This is a genomic window from Clostridium arbusti SL206 (genome assembly GCF_000246895.1).
Taxonomy (GTDB): domain Bacteria; phylum Bacillota; class Clostridia; order Clostridiales; family Clostridiaceae; genus Clostridium_I; species Clostridium_I arbusti.
In genome coordinates this window covers 1-14,504 of sequence record NZ_BAEV01000014.1, presented here as the reverse complement: position 1 = coordinate 14,504, position 14,504 = coordinate 1, and the positions used below count along the sequence as shown (strand labels likewise).

Annotated in this window: 14 protein-coding genes and 1 riboswitch; of the genes, 12 read left to right on the top strand and 2 right to left on the bottom strand. The window is 30.0% G+C overall.

What is annotated here, in order from left to right; genetic code table 11:
• Positions 1-9 precede the first annotated feature (9 nt).
• From RH99_RS04235 to RH99_RS04190, 10 genes are all read left to right on the top strand, one after another.
• Positions 10-1,023, top strand: coding sequence for a zinc-binding alcohol dehydrogenase family protein (locus RH99_RS04235; RefSeq protein WP_010234418.1), 1,014 nt, complete (start codon positions 10-12; stop codon positions 1,021-1,023).
• A gap of 66 nt (positions 1,024-1,089) precedes the next feature.
• Entirely contained in the window at positions 1,090-2,136 is a 1,047-nt protein-coding gene (gene uxuA, locus RH99_RS04230; RefSeq protein ID WP_010234415.1) for a mannonate dehydratase, read from the top strand.
• A gap of 137 nt (positions 2,137-2,273) precedes the next feature.
• Positions 2,274-3,131: an SDR family oxidoreductase gene (locus RH99_RS04225; RefSeq protein ID WP_010234412.1), complete on the top strand. Its 858-nt coding sequence runs from the start codon at positions 2,274-2,276 to the stop codon at positions 3,129-3,131.
• 356 nt (positions 3,132-3,487) lie between these two features.
• Entirely contained in the window at positions 3,488-4,816 is a 1,329-nt protein-coding gene (locus RH99_RS04220) for an MFS transporter (protein ID WP_010234409.1), read from the top strand.
• A 231-nt stretch (positions 4,817-5,047) separates the two neighbouring features.
• The gene (locus RH99_RS04215) at positions 5,048-5,518 is read left to right on the top strand and encodes a NanQ anomerase/TabA/YiaL family protein (protein ID WP_010234407.1); all 471 of its coding nucleotides are present in this window, start codon (positions 5,048-5,050) and stop codon (positions 5,516-5,518) included.
• Between the two features lie 42 nt (positions 5,519-5,560).
• Positions 5,561-6,568, top strand: coding sequence for a 3-dehydro-L-gulonate 2-dehydrogenase (gene yiaK / locus RH99_RS04210; protein WP_010234405.1), 1,008 nt, complete (start codon positions 5,561-5,563; stop codon positions 6,566-6,568).
• A gap of 231 nt (positions 6,569-6,799) precedes the next feature.
• Positions 6,800-7,558 carry an SDR family NAD(P)-dependent oxidoreductase gene (locus RH99_RS04205; RefSeq protein WP_010234402.1) on the top strand — a complete coding sequence of 253 codons (759 nt, stop codon included), beginning with the start codon at positions 6,800-6,802 and terminating at the stop codon, positions 7,556-7,558.
• 224 nt (positions 7,559-7,782) lie between these two features.
• Positions 7,783-7,995: a DUF3006 domain-containing protein gene (locus RH99_RS04200; RefSeq protein WP_010234401.1), complete on the top strand. Its 213-nt coding sequence runs from the start codon at positions 7,783-7,785 to the stop codon at positions 7,993-7,995.
• 87 nt (positions 7,996-8,082) lie between these two features.
• Positions 8,083-8,190, top strand: a riboswitch (SAM riboswitch).
• Positions 8,191-8,416: 226 nt separating this feature from the next.
• The gene (metA, locus tag RH99_RS04195) at positions 8,417-9,334 is read left to right on the top strand and encodes a homoserine O-acetyltransferase MetA (RefSeq protein ID WP_010234399.1); all 918 of its coding nucleotides are present in this window, start codon (positions 8,417-8,419) and stop codon (positions 9,332-9,334) included.
• Positions 9,335-9,461: 127 nt separating this feature from the next.
• Entirely contained in the window at positions 9,462-10,745 is a 1,284-nt protein-coding gene (locus RH99_RS04190; protein WP_010234397.1) for an O-acetylhomoserine aminocarboxypropyltransferase/cysteine synthase family protein, read from the top strand.
• Between the two features lie 80 nt (positions 10,746-10,825).
• Here RH99_RS04190 and RH99_RS19615 read toward each other — a convergent pair whose 3' ends face one another.
• Positions 10,826-11,077, bottom strand: a complete 252-nt coding sequence (locus RH99_RS19615; protein WP_243441447.1) for a hypothetical protein — start codon at positions 11,075-11,077, stop codon at positions 10,826-10,828.
• A gap of 398 nt (positions 11,078-11,475) precedes the next feature.
• Complete coding sequence (locus tag RH99_RS04180) at positions 11,476-11,679, bottom strand: alpha/beta-type small acid-soluble spore protein (protein WP_010234393.1); 204 nt, start codon at positions 11,677-11,679, stop codon at positions 11,476-11,478.
• Positions 11,680-12,001: 322 nt separating this feature from the next.
• Here RH99_RS04180 and RH99_RS04175 point away from each other — a divergent pair, with 322 nt between their 5' ends.
• Positions 12,002-13,741 carry an ABC transporter ATP-binding protein gene (locus RH99_RS04175; protein ID WP_010234390.1) on the top strand — a complete coding sequence of 580 codons (1,740 nt, stop codon included), beginning with the start codon at positions 12,002-12,004 and terminating at the stop codon, positions 13,739-13,741.
• Between the two features lie 70 nt (positions 13,742-13,811).
• Positions 13,812-14,384 carry a xanthine phosphoribosyltransferase gene (locus RH99_RS04170; RefSeq protein WP_010234387.1) on the top strand — a complete coding sequence of 191 codons (573 nt, stop codon included), beginning with the start codon at positions 13,812-13,814 and terminating at the stop codon, positions 14,382-14,384.
• Positions 14,385-14,504: the final 120 nt, after the last annotated feature.

The following is a 14,504-nucleotide window of genomic DNA, read 5'->3' as shown; positions in this document are numbered from 1 at the left end:
GGAATTATAATGAAAGCTATTTATCTAGAAGCTCCAGGAAAAATAGGAGTTAAAGAGGTTAAAAATCCAAATAGAAAAACTGGTGAAGCCTTAATAAAAGTAAAATCTATAGGCATATGCGGTTCTGACATAGGAGCATATCGTGGTACTAATCCTTTAGTAAGTTATCCAAGAATTATAGGACATGAAATAGCTGGTGAAGTAATAGATATAGAAGAGAATAATGATGGAATAAAACCTAATGATAGAGTTATTATTGATCCTTATGTTTACTGTGGAAAATGTTATCCATGTAGCTTAAATAGAACAAATTGCTGTGAAGATTTAAAGGTTTTGGGAGTTCATATTGATGGGGGTATGACAGAATTATTTTCTCATCCCATTAAATTACTAAATAAAGTTCCAAATAATATTCCTTGGGAACAAGTACCTGTAGCAGAACCATTAACAATAGCACTTCATGCTATCCATAGAACTGAGGTGAAAAAAGGAGAACATGTAGCTATAATTGGGGCAGGTCCTATAGGCCTTTTAGCTGCTTTAGTTGCTATAGCATATGAAGCAACTCCAATACTTGTAGATATTGTAGGGGAAAGACTAGAATTTGCAAATAAATTAGGTATAAAATATACCGTTAACTCAAAAGAACAAAATGCAGAAGAAGCCATAAAACAGATTACAAATGGTAGAATGGCAGAGGCTGTAATTGAAGCTTCAGGAGCTAATGTAGCAATAAGAAATACCATTGATTTTGTTTCTTATGCTGGAAGAATAGCACTTACAGGATGGCCTAAAGAAGACACAATTCTTCCAACAGGATTATTTACTAAAAAAGAAATTGATATTAGGGGTTCAAGAACTAGTGCTGGTGAGTTTCCAGAAGCATTAAAACTAATATCAGATGGAATTATAGACGTAAAACCAATAATTAGTAAGGTTGTTAATCTAGATGGAATACCAGAAGCAGTAAGAGATTTATCAGAACATCCAGAAAAATATCTAAAAATCAATGCAGTTTTGTAAATAGAATTGTTAAATTCAATATAAATATTTAAAAATTAATTTTAAGAGAAGAGAGGAGAAGAAATTATGCAGATGACGTTTAGATGGTATGGCGATGATGACAAGGTAACTTTAGAACAGATAAAGCAAATACCAGGGGTAACAGGAATAGTATCCGCAATTTATGATGTGCCAGTAGGTGAAGTATGGCCTATAGAAAAAATAACAGCTTTAAAAAAGAAAATAGAAGGTCAGGGCTTAAGTTTAGATACCATAGAGAGTGTGCCAGTTCATGAAGACATAAAGAGAGGACTACCTACTAGAGATAAACTTATATCAAACTATTGTGAAACTTTAAGGAATTTATCTAAAGTGGGGATAAAAGTAGTTTGTTATAATTTTATGCCGGTATTTGACTGGACTAGATCTGATTTAGATTATGAATTAGAAGATGGATCAACAGCTCTAATATACAGGCAGGAAACTGTAGAAAAGATGGATCCTTCAACAGGAGAATTATCCCTTCCAGGATGGGATTCAAGTTATACAAAAGAAGGACTTAAGGATTTATTAAATAAGTATAAGGAGATTACTGAAGAAGATCTTTGGAATAACTTGGGGTATTTCCTTAAAAAAATTATTCCTGTAGCAGAAGAGGTAGGTATTAAGATGGCAATACATCCAGATGATCCACCTTGGTCAATATTTGGACTTCCAAGAATAATAACAGGTAAGAAAAACCTTGACAGACTTATACACTTAGTTGATAGTCCAAGTAATGGAATAACTCTGTGCTCAGGTTCACTAGGACCTAATCCAGATAATGATATACCAGATATGATTCGTTATTTTGGGAGTAAAGGTAGAATACATTTTGCACATACAAGAAATGTTAAGATTACTGGGAATAAGAGTTTTGAAGAATCAGCTCATAGAAGTGCGGATGGCTCTTTGGATATGGTTGAAATTATGAAAGCTTATCATGATGTAGGATTTGATGGACCAATGAGACCAGACCATGGAAGAATGATTTGGGGAGAGACTGGAAGACCAGGATATGGACTTTATGATAGAGCTTTAGGAGCGGTATACCTAAATGGTATATGGGAAACTTTAGAAAAGCAATCTAAATAGAATTAAAAGATTCAGATATGTTTTTATTTACAGTGAATATTAGAAACTAATAATTATGTATGCTATATGACAGTTATAGGAATGTATATGGATACAGTAATCATGAAAAATATAAAAAATATATAGGGGGATTAATTATGAAATTACCATTTCAAATAGATTTAAAAAATAAAGTTGTAGTAGTTACTGGTGCTGGTGGAGTTATATGTGGTACATTTGCTAAAGCACTAGGTCAGTGTGGTGGAAAAATAGCAGTATTGGATAGAAATGAAGAGAGGGCAAGTGCTGTTGCAGAAGAAATAAATTCTAATGGAGGAGTTGCAATAAGTGTTGTAACTGATGTGCTTGATATTGAAAGTCTTAAAAAGGCTAAGAGTATAATAAATGAAAAATTGGGAAGCTGTGATGTTTTATTAAATGGTGCAGGTGGAAATAATCCAAAGGGAACTACCACAAAAGAATATTTGTTTAAAGAGGATATAGAAAATAAAAAAGAGGGCGAAATAACTTTCTTTGATTTAGACCAAAAGGGAATAGAATTTGTTTTTAATTTAAATTTTTTAGGTACATTACTTCCAACTCAAGTATTTGCAAAGGATATGATAGATAAAAAGGATGCAGCTATAGTTAACATATCTTCTATGAACGCATTTACTCCACTTACAAAAATTCCAGCATATAGTGGTGCAAAAGCTGCGGTTTCTAACTTTACTCAGTGGCTTGCAGTACATTTCTCAAAGGTAGGAATAAGAGTAAATGCAATAGCACCAGGTTTTCTTGTAACTAATCAAAATAGAGCTATGCTTTTAAATGAAGATGGAAGCTATACTGAAAGATCTAAAAAAATATTAAGTGCAACGCCAATGGATAGATTTGGTGAGTGTGAAGAATTACTTGGAACATTATTTTGGCTTATAGATAATAAAGCATCTGGTTTTGTAAATGGGGTAGTCGTTCCAGTAGATGGAGGATTTTCAGCTTATTCAGGTGTATAATTTAAGTCATATGAAAAACACAAATCAAAAATATGAAAAGATAAAAGCTCTATTCCATTTGGAATAGAAGCTTTTAATAGTAATCATTCTAAAAGAGCTATTTTAGTTAAAAATGTTCTTTAAAAAGTTAATATATAAGTTCAATAGTTTAATTTAAAGAAAGTAGCTAGTCATAAAAAGAGTTAAAGTCATATTTAAGAATTACGCATATCTAAATAAGCACAGTTAGTTCAATATAATCTAAATATTTACGTCATATTTCATAGGTATATTACTGTAAAATGTTTATTTTTTAACAAAAGGTAAACGCTTTCAAAATCAATGCTCAAAATAATATAAAATAGGAGTGTATAAATATGAGTGAAAATATAAGTTCAGCAGTAAAAATTCCAAATAAACGTTGGATACACATAATTCCACCAATTCTTTTAGTATATATAGTAGCTTTTATGGATCGTACTAATATAGGTTTTGCCATGGCAGGAGGTATGAGTAAAGAACTTGGGATGACTGCTAGTATTTCGGGAATAGCAGCAGGCATATTCTTTGTGGGTTATTTATTTCTTCAAGTTCCAGGAGGCCAAATCGCAGAGCATGGAAGTGCTAAAAAGTTCATAGCGGGTACTATAGTAGTTTGGGGTATTCTTGCCATTATGTCTGGACTTGCAAGAACCACAACTCAATTGCTTATTCTTAGATTTTTACTAGGGGTTGCAGAAGGTGGCGTTATGCCAGCAGTACTTACAATAGTTCGTCATTGGTTTCCAAGTGAAGAACGTGGCAGAGCAACTGCTTTTGTTATAATGAATAATCCTATAGCTTCAATTATAACCGGACCACTTTCAGGACTTATATTAACTAAATTTACTTGGCACTATGTATTCATAATAGAAGGAATAATATCATTAGCATTAATTTTAGTTTGGTTACCATTAATCAGTGATAGACCAGAAACTGCTAAGTGGATTAGTAAAGAAGAGAGAGATTATCTTGTTGAAAGATTGGAAGCAGAACAGAAGTGCTTAGATACAACTCAACGAAAAAAAGTATCCTTAAAGGAAATATTATTTAACAGTACTTTATGGAAATTAATACTTATATTCTTCTTTTATCAGACAGGTGTATATGGATATACGTTATGGCTTCCAACAATTCTTAAAAATTTAACTAAGACAGGAATGGGCCAGGTAGGAATTTTATCTATTTTTCCATATATAGCAACTATAGTTGGTTTACTTGTCATCCCAGCTCTTTCAGATAAAACTATGAAGAGAAAAAAATATGTTATATTACCTCTTATTGGATTCGCAATATGCCTATATTTATCAGTAGGACTTCAACAATCAATATGGGTATCTTTTGCAATGCTAATTGGTTGTGGATTATTTTTACAGGCAGCTTCAGCTGTATTTATGACAATTCCACCAGCAGTATTTAGTGCAGATGTAGCCGGTGGTGCCACTGGAATCATAAATGCATTGGGTAATCTTGGTGGATTCATAGGACCTTTTCTAGTTGGACTACTTATGCAAACATTTAGCTATAATATGAGTATATACAGTTTAGTATTGTCTTTAGTATTTGCTATTTTAATTACGCTTACCCTACCAAAGGAGAAAAATGACTGTGCTCATCAGACGGTACCAACAGATGCGATAAAATCAAATGTTGTTGTTAAATCTTAAGCACATCAAATTTAAAAATATAAGTAAAATTATTATTGAAATTAGTGTGAAGAAATAAGAGAGAAATGTTACTAAAATTAATTAGACATTGAAATGTTGTTTTAAATATATTATAATAAAGTTAATTCTTATTGAAAGCCCTTTCATATATTTGCTTATTATAGTTTTTGATATTTACAATAAGTCTAATTCAATTTTATGATTTGAAATTTAATTTTGTGAGGTGCAATAATGATATTTGGAAATATAGATAATATTGTGGATATTGAAAAGATTTGTCCAAAACCCATAATGAAAGCGATTAACTATTTAAAAGATAACGATTTTGCTAATATGAAAGCTGGAGTATATAGTATCATGGGAGATGACATATTTGCGCAGGTGGTAGACAAAACAACAAAAGAAAAATGTGATGCAAAAGCTGAAGTACACAGAAAATATGTGGAAATCCAATTTTCAGTAGGGGGTAATGAAATAATAGGTTATGCTAGAGATACTGGAAATAATATTGTAACTGAAGAACTATTAGAAGAAAAAGATTCTATATTTTTTACCGATGTGGAAAATGAAACCGATTTGATAATGAATCCAGGTAGTTTTGCTGTATTTTTCCCAGAGGATGTTCATAGACCTTGGTGTTCTTATAATAAACCATGTAAAGTTAGAAAAATTAATGTAAAGATAAATAGAGCATTAATTTAATAATATAAAAAATATTTATTTATATAAAGGGGAGATACCGTTATGAGAGTTTCTTTTGAAGAAATGAAAAGTGAATTTAAAAGAATATTGATAAAAAAAGGATTTAGTGAAGAAAGAGCAGAGACATCAGCACAATTATTTACCGAGACTAGCTGTGATGGGGTTTATTCTCATGGATATGTTAGATTTCCAAGGGTAATAGAATATATAGATAAAGGACTTATAGATGTAAATGCTGTTCCAACTAAAGTGGAAGGAATGGGAGCATTTGAAAAATGGGATGGAAATATAGGTATGGGAAATTTAAATGCTAAATTTTGTATGGATAGAACTATAGAACTAGCAAAAACAAATACAATAGGTTGTATTGCATTAAAAAATACTAATCATTGGATGAGAGGCGGCAGTTATGGTTGGCAGGCAGCAGATGCAGGATGTATCGGTATTTGCTGGACTAATACCTTTACAAATATGCCGGCTTGGGGTGCAAAAGATAGTAGAATAGGTAATAATCCACTTATATTATCTGTGCCAAGAGAAGGCGGACACCATGTAGTAGTAGATTTGGCAATGGCTCAATTTTCCTATGGTAAAATTGAAGTAACTAAATTAAACAATGAGCAATTACCAATACCTGGAGGCTATGATTCAAAGGGAAATATAACTACAGATCCAGGAGAAATTGAGAAAACTGGTAGAGTTCTACCTATAGGTTATTGGAAAGGATCAGGGTTATCAATATTGTTAGACCTTATAGCTACAGTATTATCAGGAGGTAATTCTGTTACTAAAATAGGAAAGATAGATGGTTCATCAGAGTATCAATTGTCACAGATATTCATAGCTATTGATGCTGAAAAGATAGCAGGAAATGAATTCTTGAAATCAGCAGTAAATGAAGTATTAAATGATGTAAAAGCTTCTGAGAGAGTTGATGAGAATAATGAAATATTCTATCCTGGAGAAAGAACATTAAATACTAGAGAGAGAAACTTGGAACAGGGAATACCAGTAGATGAAGATGTTTGGGGAAAAATAAAGAATATGTAATAGTTAAATCTATATAGTATTTTAATTACTTGTTATATATAAATAGTAGTTTGCAATGATTAATTTCAAACTATTAAAAATGGGAAAGAGGAATAGATAAAGATTCTTCTTTCTCATTTTTAGTGATAAAATTTATGATAAATAAAGAATTAGGCATATGAAAATAAATAGGCTAGCATACTGACTAGTTATTTATTTGAATGTGCCTTATATTTAGGAGATGAGCTACATATGAATTATTTTGATTTAAAAGGTAAAAAAGCTATCGTTACAGGAGGCAGCAGTGGCCTTGGAAAGGGAATGGCTGAAGGACTATTAGAGGCTGGAGCAGAGGTGGTTATTGTAGGTGTTTCGGATAGATGCTATAGAACTTCTGAACAGTTAAAAAAATTAGGATATAAAGTCCATGCAGTAAAAGGAGATATAGGCGATAGATATGGATTAGAAGAATTATTTAATTACTGCTTAGATAAATTAGGTGGTAATTTAGATATAATGGTAAATAGTGCTGGTATACAAAGAAGAAATAAATGTGAAGAATTTACAATGGAGGATTGGGATGATGTTATTAACGTAAATCTTACAGCTACTTTTCAATTGTGTAAGCTTGCTGGCATAAAAATGCTTGAAAAAGGTAGTGGGAAGATTATAAATATTGCATCTATGCTAAGCTTCTTTGGTGGGTATACTGTACCAGCTTATGCTGCAAGCAAAGGTGGAGTAGCTCAGCTTACTAAGGCATTTTCAAATGAATGGGCTGGTAGAGGAATTAACATAAATGCCATTGCACCAGGATATATGGATACTACTATGAATACAAAGCTAATAAATGATGAAGGTAGAAATCATGAGATCCTTTCAAGAATACCACAGGGAAGATGGGGAACTTCTGAAGATATAAAGGGAATAACTATATTTTTAGCTTCTAAGGCTTCTGATTATCTAAATGGTACGGTTATTCCTATAGATGGGGGATATTTAGGAAGATAGAGTACAACAGTTACTTAGAAAAAATATTATATTAAAATAGTTTTCAATTAAGAATTTCTTATTGAATTACAAAAAAATAGAGTTAAACACTGAAAATTCAATTATTTTTTGTGCTTAACTCTATTATAGTAATGGAAAAGGTTATAATATGATAGATTAGAAGTGTGATACAATTATTTGTAAAATTAATTGTATAAAATTAGTAAAATAATAGAGGGGATATAATGAAAGTTGTTGTAGATAGATTTGAAGGTAAGTATGCTGTATGTGAAAAGAATGATAGAACTATGGTAAATATCAAAATGTCAAAGTTGCCTAAAGAATTAAAAGAAGGAGATGTACTTCAAATAAAAGGGAAAATAATTTCTATAGATCTAGCAGAAACCTTAAAGAGAAAAGCTGAAATTAAAGAATTAACTAAAGATATCTGGAAGTAAAGGAATAAATTAAAAAATTATTTTTATATTTAAAATGATTATTGACAAAATATATATTTTGATTTATTATAAAGTAAATCAAATAAAATCTTATCGAGAGAGGTAGAGGGACTGGCCCGTTGAAACCCGACAACCAGCATTTTTTATTTTAATGCATGGTGTTAATTCCAGCAGATTGTTTCTGAAAGATAAGAAAAACTATTTTAGCTAGCTAAGTTGTTTTTCTTATAGAAAAACAACTTTTTTAATTCATAGGAAATTATAAATTTTTTATAGGATTATGCTATTAATCTAATAAATTTATAATGTTATGGTTTGTATTGTAATTTTGCAATATATTCTCTATAATAACCTATTAAACAAATGTGAAAACGAGAATATGATTAAATTGTAGTATTCATTTTTATGGGGGGGTGAGTAGTTGCCTATAAATATACCAGATAATCTTCCAGCTGCCAAAGTTTTAAATGATGAAAATATATTTGCAATGGATGAAAATCGTGCTAATAAGCAGGATATAAGACCACTTAGTATAGTAATACTAAATTTAATGCCAATTAAAATTACAACTGAGACTCAAATATTGAGACTTCTAAGTAATTCACCTTTACAAGTGGATGTAACTTTGATATATCCTAAAACCCATTTTTCAAAAAATACTTCAGAAGAATATCTGTTTAAATATTATGAAACCTTTGATGATATAAAGTATAAAAAGTTTGATGGTATGATAATTACAGGGGCTCCTGTAGAGCAGATTGATTTTAAAGAGGTAGATTATTGGAATGAATTAGTTGAAATTATGGAGTGGAGTCTAAGCAATGTCTACTCAACGTTTCATATATGTTGGGGAGCACAAGCAGGGCTATATTATCATTACAACATAAGAAAATATCCTCTTGCTGAAAAAATGTTTGGAGTTTTTTCACATAAAATAACTGAAAAAAATGTGAATCTATTAAAAGGATTTGATGATGAATTCTTCGCTCCACATTCTAGACATACGGAAGTAAGAAGAAAAGACATTGAAAAAATTAAATCTTTAAAAATTTTATCTGAATCCGAAGATGCAGGTATATATATAGTAGCAGCAAAGCATGGTCGTCAGATTTTTGTTATGGGGCATTCAGAATATGATCCTTTGACCTTAAAGGCTGAATATGACAGAGATGTTTCTAATAATGAAAAAATTCAAATACCGAAAAATTATTTTCCGGAAGATGATCCTAAAAAGACTCCAATAGTTAAATGGAGAGGACATTCTAACCTTTTGTTTTCCAATTGGTTAAACTACTATGTATATCAAGAAACACCTTATGATTTAGATAAAATCTTATAATAAAAATAATTATATATTTTCATTGACAGTGATTTGTAGGATTCATACATAATAAAAATTAAGGTTGAATTTAAGAATTGCGTTTATGAAAAATATATAAAATATAATATAAAAGGAGTAATTAAAAATGAGTGAAGAGAGAAAGTATAGTTTTGAAACATTACAAGTACATGCAGGTCAAGAAGTAGATCCAACAACAAGGTCAAGAGCAGTTCCCATTTATCAAACAACATCATTTGTATTTAAAGATGCAGATAATGCAGCAAATCTGTTTCAGTTAAAAGAATCAGGTAATGTTTATGGAAGAATAATGAATCCAACTACTGATGTTTTTGAAAAAAGAGTAGCAGAACTTGAAGGTGGAGTTGCTGGTCTTGCAACAGCATCAGGTCTTGCAGCAATAACATATGCTATACTTAATGTAGCTAATTCAGGCGATGAAATAGTATCAGTAAGTACATTATATGGTGGGACTTATGAACTATTTTCAGTAACTTTAAAGAAGCTTGGCATAAAAGTAGTATTTGTTGATCCAGATGATACTGAAAATATAAGAAAAGCTATTACTCCTAAAACAAAAGCAGTTTATGCTGAAACAATAGGAAATCCAAGAATTAATGTATTGGATATAGAAGCAGTAGCGAATATCGCACATGAAAATAAAATACCATTAATCATAGATAATACATTTGGGACTCCATACCTTGTAAGACCAATAGAATTTGGAGCTGACGTAGTTGTACACTCTGCAACTAAATTTATTGGTGGACACGGAACTACAATTGGTGGAATTATAGTTGATGGTGGTAAATTTGATTGGAAAGCAAGTGGCAAATTTCCAGATTTCACAACACCAGATAAGAGCTATAATGGACTTGTATACGCAGATTTAGGAGCTCCTGCTTTTGCTTTAAAGGCTAGAGTACAACTTTTAAGAAATACTGGTGCAACCCTTGCTCCTCAAAGTGCATTCTTGTTCCTTCAAGGATTAGAATCACTATCATTGAGAGTAGAAAGACATGTATCAAATACAAGAAAGATAGTAGATTTCTTAAGCAAACATCCAAAAGTTTCATGGGTAAATTATCCTGAATTACCAGATAGTCCATACAAGGGCCTAGCTGAAAAATACTTGCCAAAAGGTGCAGGTTCAATATTCACTTTTGGTATAAAAGGCGGACTTGAAGCTGGAAAGAAATTTATAAATAGCGTTAAATTATTCTCTTTACTTGCAAATGTAGCAGATGCAAAATCACTTGTAATTCACCCTTCAAGTACAACACATGCAGAACTTAATGCAGAAGAGCAAAAAGCTGCTGGAGTTACTCCAGATCTTATAAGACTTTCAATTGGTGTTGAAGGTGTAGATGATTTAATTTATGATTTAAATCAGGCTCTAGAACAAGCATAGTATGTATTTTTAACTTGAAATAAAGGTCTGTATATCTCAAAAATTGTTTTCGAGAGATATACAGACCCTTTTGCTTATATTTATAGAATGTGAAATATTATTGCTACTATTAAAATAAAAGCTAAAGTTCTATGCACAGTAAGCCAAGTACCTTTTACTTTCTTATTTAATTTAGCGTATATACCTAAAATTACTATTATGAGCATAATTGTTGCTGCTATTAGTCCAGTTATTTTAATTCTGTTTGATATGTAGGAAATAGAAAAATGTAATACTAGAAAGATAAATGTGATAATACCAGCTAACTTGTGATTTTTAACTATAACTTTCATTATTTTTCTATAATAGGTAGTAAACTGTTTTTTATCTTTACATAATTTGTTAATATAATTTTTATTAATAAATTTTATAAAAATTAAGTAAAGCAAATATGAAACTTATACCAGTTAATATTCCTAAAGGACTAATTAAATGTCTTAAATTCATATTTTACACCCCCTCTATATTTATAGTATATTACAAATCATAAATTCTACAAATGTATATTTTTTATTTTATGAAAATCTAACAAAAAGGTTAATAAAATACTTATATATGAGTTGTTTAAATACAGTTAAGAAGTATTTATAAATTAAAATATTTATAGCTTTTTTAAGTATTTGAATCTATTAAAAATAATAGACACGTAGATTAATCTACGTGTCTAAAGTTTGTTAAAAAGATTATAAGATTATTTGCCACTTAATTTGTTTTCATAATCCTGAACCATCTTTTTAACCATTTGACCACCAACAGAACCATTTTGTCTTGAAGTAAGATCTCCATTGTATCCTTCTGATAAAGGAGTTCCAACTTCGTGAGCTGCTTCCAATTTAAATTTGTTTAAAGCTTCCTTTGCTTCGGGTACCAAAACTCTATTACTTCTATTTGACATGTGTTCCATCTCCTTTTGATTAATTGTTTGTGTTACAATAGTATATTGTGTAATTTAGATAATGATATTCAAGGAAATTGGAGGGTACAAAGGAAATATATCCAAGCTGTAAATTTAGACTTATAAAAAATAATTTAAATTCTGTTGATTATTTTTTTATAAAATGTTAACTTATTTACTATGGCTTTATTAAAGCATTTCATAATATATGCAAATATTTAATAATAGAATTAATCTCCAAAAAGAATTTCTATGGCAGAAATAGTTGTTGTAATTATTAAATAGGAGATATTTATATACAAATTAGTCAAGGAGGATAAAAATGAAGAGTTTGAATAAGTTCTTTCAATACTATAAACCTTATAAAAGGTTATTTTTTGCAGATATGTTTTGTGCATTGATTTTGTCTGCAATAGATCTTGTTTTCCCTATTATAGTAAGATTTTTATTAAATAATGTATATGTTTTAAAAGACGCAAATAAGATACTAAGATATGTCTTAATAATAGGTTTAGCTTTATTAATAATGTATATTATAAGATATTTTTGTCAGTATTTTATAACATCTTGGGGACACATTATGGGAGCTAAGATGGAAGCAAATATGAGGAGGGATCTTTTTGATCACTTTCAAAAATTACCATTTTCATATTACGATAATAATAACACTGGGACACTTATGTCTAGAATAATAACAGATCTTTTTGATATATCTGAATTAGCTCACCATGGACCAGAGGATTTATTTATTTCTATTTTAAAGATAACAGGATCTTTTATTATACTTTTAAATGTTAATGTTCCAATAACGCTTATTCTTTTATTTATTACATTATTAATGGTTTATTTTTCTATTTTCTATAACAATAGAATGAAAGATGTATTCATGAGAAACAGAGAGACAATTGCGGATGTAAATTCTGTTGTACAGGATAGTCTTTCAGGCATAAGAGTTGTAAAGTCTTTTGCCAATGAGAAAGTTGAAGCAAAGAAATTCAAAAAAGGTAATAAAGAGTTTTTAAAGACTAAAGAAGAAAGCTATTTTATAATGGGTAAATACTATAGTGGGAATGGTTTTTTTCAAGGAATATTATATCTTGCAGCTATACTTGCAGGTGGAATATTTATAAGTAAATCTCTATTAAGTATATCAGATCTCGTAGTTTACATCTTATACATAAATATATTTTTAAATCCTATTGATAAATTAGTAAATTTCACTGAACAATTTCAAAGGGGAATTACAGGCTTTGATAGGTTTTTACAAATCATTAATACAAAGCCAACTATTATAGATAAAGAGGATGCAGTGGAAATTGATAATCCAAAAGGTAATATTAAATTTGAACATGTTTCTTTTGGATATGATGCTAAAACTATTATTTTAGATGATATAAATTTAGATATAACAGCTGGTAAAAATATTGCCCTGGTAGGTCCTTCTGGAGGAGGTAAAACTACATTTTGTAATCTTATACCAAGATTTTATGAAGCAACTAAGGGTAGGATAACTGTAGATGGAATTGATATAAAGGATATAAAATTAAGTTCATTGAGAAATTCTATAGGATTAGTGCAGCAGGATGTATACATGTTTGGTGGAACTATAAAAGAAAATATAGCTTATGGTAAACAGGATGCTTCAGAGGAAGAAATAATAGAAGCTGCTAAGAAAGCAAATATACATGATTTTATTTTGACTCTAGAATATGGCTATAATACTTTTGTGGGAGAAAGAGGCGTTAAACTTTCTGGTGGTCAAAAGCAAAGATTATCTATAGCTAGAGTATTTCTTAAGAATCCTCCAATGCTAATATTAGATGAGGCTACTTCAGCTCTTGATAATGAGAGTGAAAAGTTTATTCAAAAGTCTTTAGAGGAACTTTCAAAAGATAGGACAACTATTGTCATTGCACACAGATTAAGTACCATAAGAAATGCAGATGAAATAATAGTTCTTACAGATGAGGGAATACAGGAAAAGGGAAATCATAAGGAATTAATTGCGAAAAACGGCATATATGCAGGACTTTACAATATGCAATTTGAAGTGTTGAAATAAACAAAATTATTAGGTAACTGTGTTAAACTTATAGATTTTTTATATTATATTAAAGAAGGGATTAGATTAAATGGAACTTTTAAAGAAGAGAATATTACAAGATGGAGTTGTAATTGAAGACAGAATTTTGAAGGTGGACAGTTTTTTAAATCATCAAATGGATATACCACTTTTTAATGAAATGGGAAAAGAGTTTAGAAATAGATTTAGAGATAAAGAAATAACTAAAATACTTACAGTGGAAGCATCAGGTATAGGTATAGCTTGTATAGCAGCACAGCATTTTAATAATATTCCTGTTATATTCGCAAAGAAACATAATGCAACAAATCTTGATAAAGATACCTATGAAGCAGAAGTATATTCTTTTACTAAAGAAAAAACTTATAAAATAAGGATTTCAAAGAAATACATAAATAGTGATGATAAAGTTCTTATTATTGATGATTTTCTTGCTAGCGGAAGTGCAGCACTGGGTTTGATTAATATAGTAAGACAATCTGGGGCAGAAGTCTCTGGTATGGGAATTGTAATTGAAAAGTCATTTCAAGGTGGAAGAAAAATGATAGAGGAATGTGGTGTAGAACTTCAATCCTTAGCAATAGTAGAAAGTATGTCTAATAATACAGTTAACTTTAAATAATATAAAGCTGCAATGAAGTTACTATTAGTCAGCTTTATATTATTTAAAGTTAATTTAATTACTACTTACAGTTTTTTCCTTTGTTAGTCAATTTATATATGATAAATAGCTACTATTAAT

What these genes read in the sequence shown, in the direction of transcription:
- yiaK (WP_010234405.1), top strand. Translation starts at nt 5,561, where the DNA reads ATGAGAGTTTCTTTTGAAGAAATGAAAAGTGAATTTAAAAGAATATTG.
- RH99_RS04215 (WP_010234407.1), top strand. Translation starts at nt 5,048, where the DNA reads ATGATATTTGGAAATATAGATAATATTGTGGATATTGAAAAGATTTGT.
- RH99_RS04205 (WP_010234402.1), top strand. Translation starts at nt 6,800, where the DNA reads ATGAATTATTTTGATTTAAAAGGTAAAAAAGCTATCGTTACAGGAGGC.
- uxuA (WP_010234415.1), top strand. Translation starts at nt 1,090, where the DNA reads ATGCAGATGACGTTTAGATGGTATGGCGATGATGACAAGGTAACTTTA.
- RH99_RS04225 (WP_010234412.1), top strand. Translation starts at nt 2,274, where the DNA reads ATGAAATTACCATTTCAAATAGATTTAAAAAATAAAGTTGTAGTAGTT.
- RH99_RS19615 (WP_243441447.1), bottom strand. Translation starts at nt 11,077, where the DNA reads ATGAAAGTTATAGTTAAAAATCACAAGTTAGCTGGTATTATCACATTT.
- RH99_RS04180 (WP_010234393.1), bottom strand. Translation starts at nt 11,679, where the DNA reads ATGTCAAATAGAAGTAATAGAGTTTTGGTACCCGAAGCAAAGGAAGCT.
- RH99_RS04190 (WP_010234397.1), top strand. Translation starts at nt 9,462, where the DNA reads ATGAGTGAAGAGAGAAAGTATAGTTTTGAAACATTACAAGTACATGCA.
- RH99_RS04200 (WP_010234401.1), top strand. Translation starts at nt 7,783, where the DNA reads ATGAAAGTTGTTGTAGATAGATTTGAAGGTAAGTATGCTGTATGTGAA.
- RH99_RS04220 (WP_010234409.1), top strand. Translation starts at nt 3,488, where the DNA reads ATGAGTGAAAATATAAGTTCAGCAGTAAAAATTCCAAATAAACGTTGG.
- RH99_RS04170 (WP_010234387.1), top strand. Translation starts at nt 13,812, where the DNA reads ATGGAACTTTTAAAGAAGAGAATATTACAAGATGGAGTTGTAATTGAA.
- RH99_RS04235 (WP_010234418.1), top strand. Translation starts at nt 10, where the DNA reads ATGAAAGCTATTTATCTAGAAGCTCCAGGAAAAATAGGAGTTAAAGAG.
- RH99_RS04175 (WP_010234390.1), top strand. Translation starts at nt 12,002, where the DNA reads ATGAAGAGTTTGAATAAGTTCTTTCAATACTATAAACCTTATAAAAGG.